Annotated in this window: 1 pseudogene; it reads left to right on the top strand. The window is 48.8% G+C overall.

From position 1 onward, the window contains the following. Positions 1 to 207, top strand: a pseudogene (locus J3L11_RS19290) (IS4 family transposase); the annotation flags it as partial.

The following is a 207-nucleotide window of genomic DNA, read 5'->3' as shown; positions in this document are numbered from 1 at the left end:
AGCTGGCAGAGCAACTGATTGATACCACCCCCGACAATTCACTCACCTTGTTTGACCGAGGATTTTACTCACTGGGACTGCTAAATCGTTGGCATCAAACGGGCGAAGCCAGACACTGGTTAATGCCGATGAAGAAAGGCACACAGTTTGAAGTTATCACGAAACTCGGTCGACAAGATAAGCTCATTCGGCTGACGACTACAGCAC

The organism is Shewanella sp. 4t3-1-2LB (assembly GCF_017368415.1).
Classification (GTDB): Bacteria; Pseudomonadota; Gammaproteobacteria; order Enterobacterales; family Shewanellaceae; genus Shewanella; species Shewanella fodinae.
This window is presented reverse-complemented; position numbering and strand designations above follow the sequence as displayed.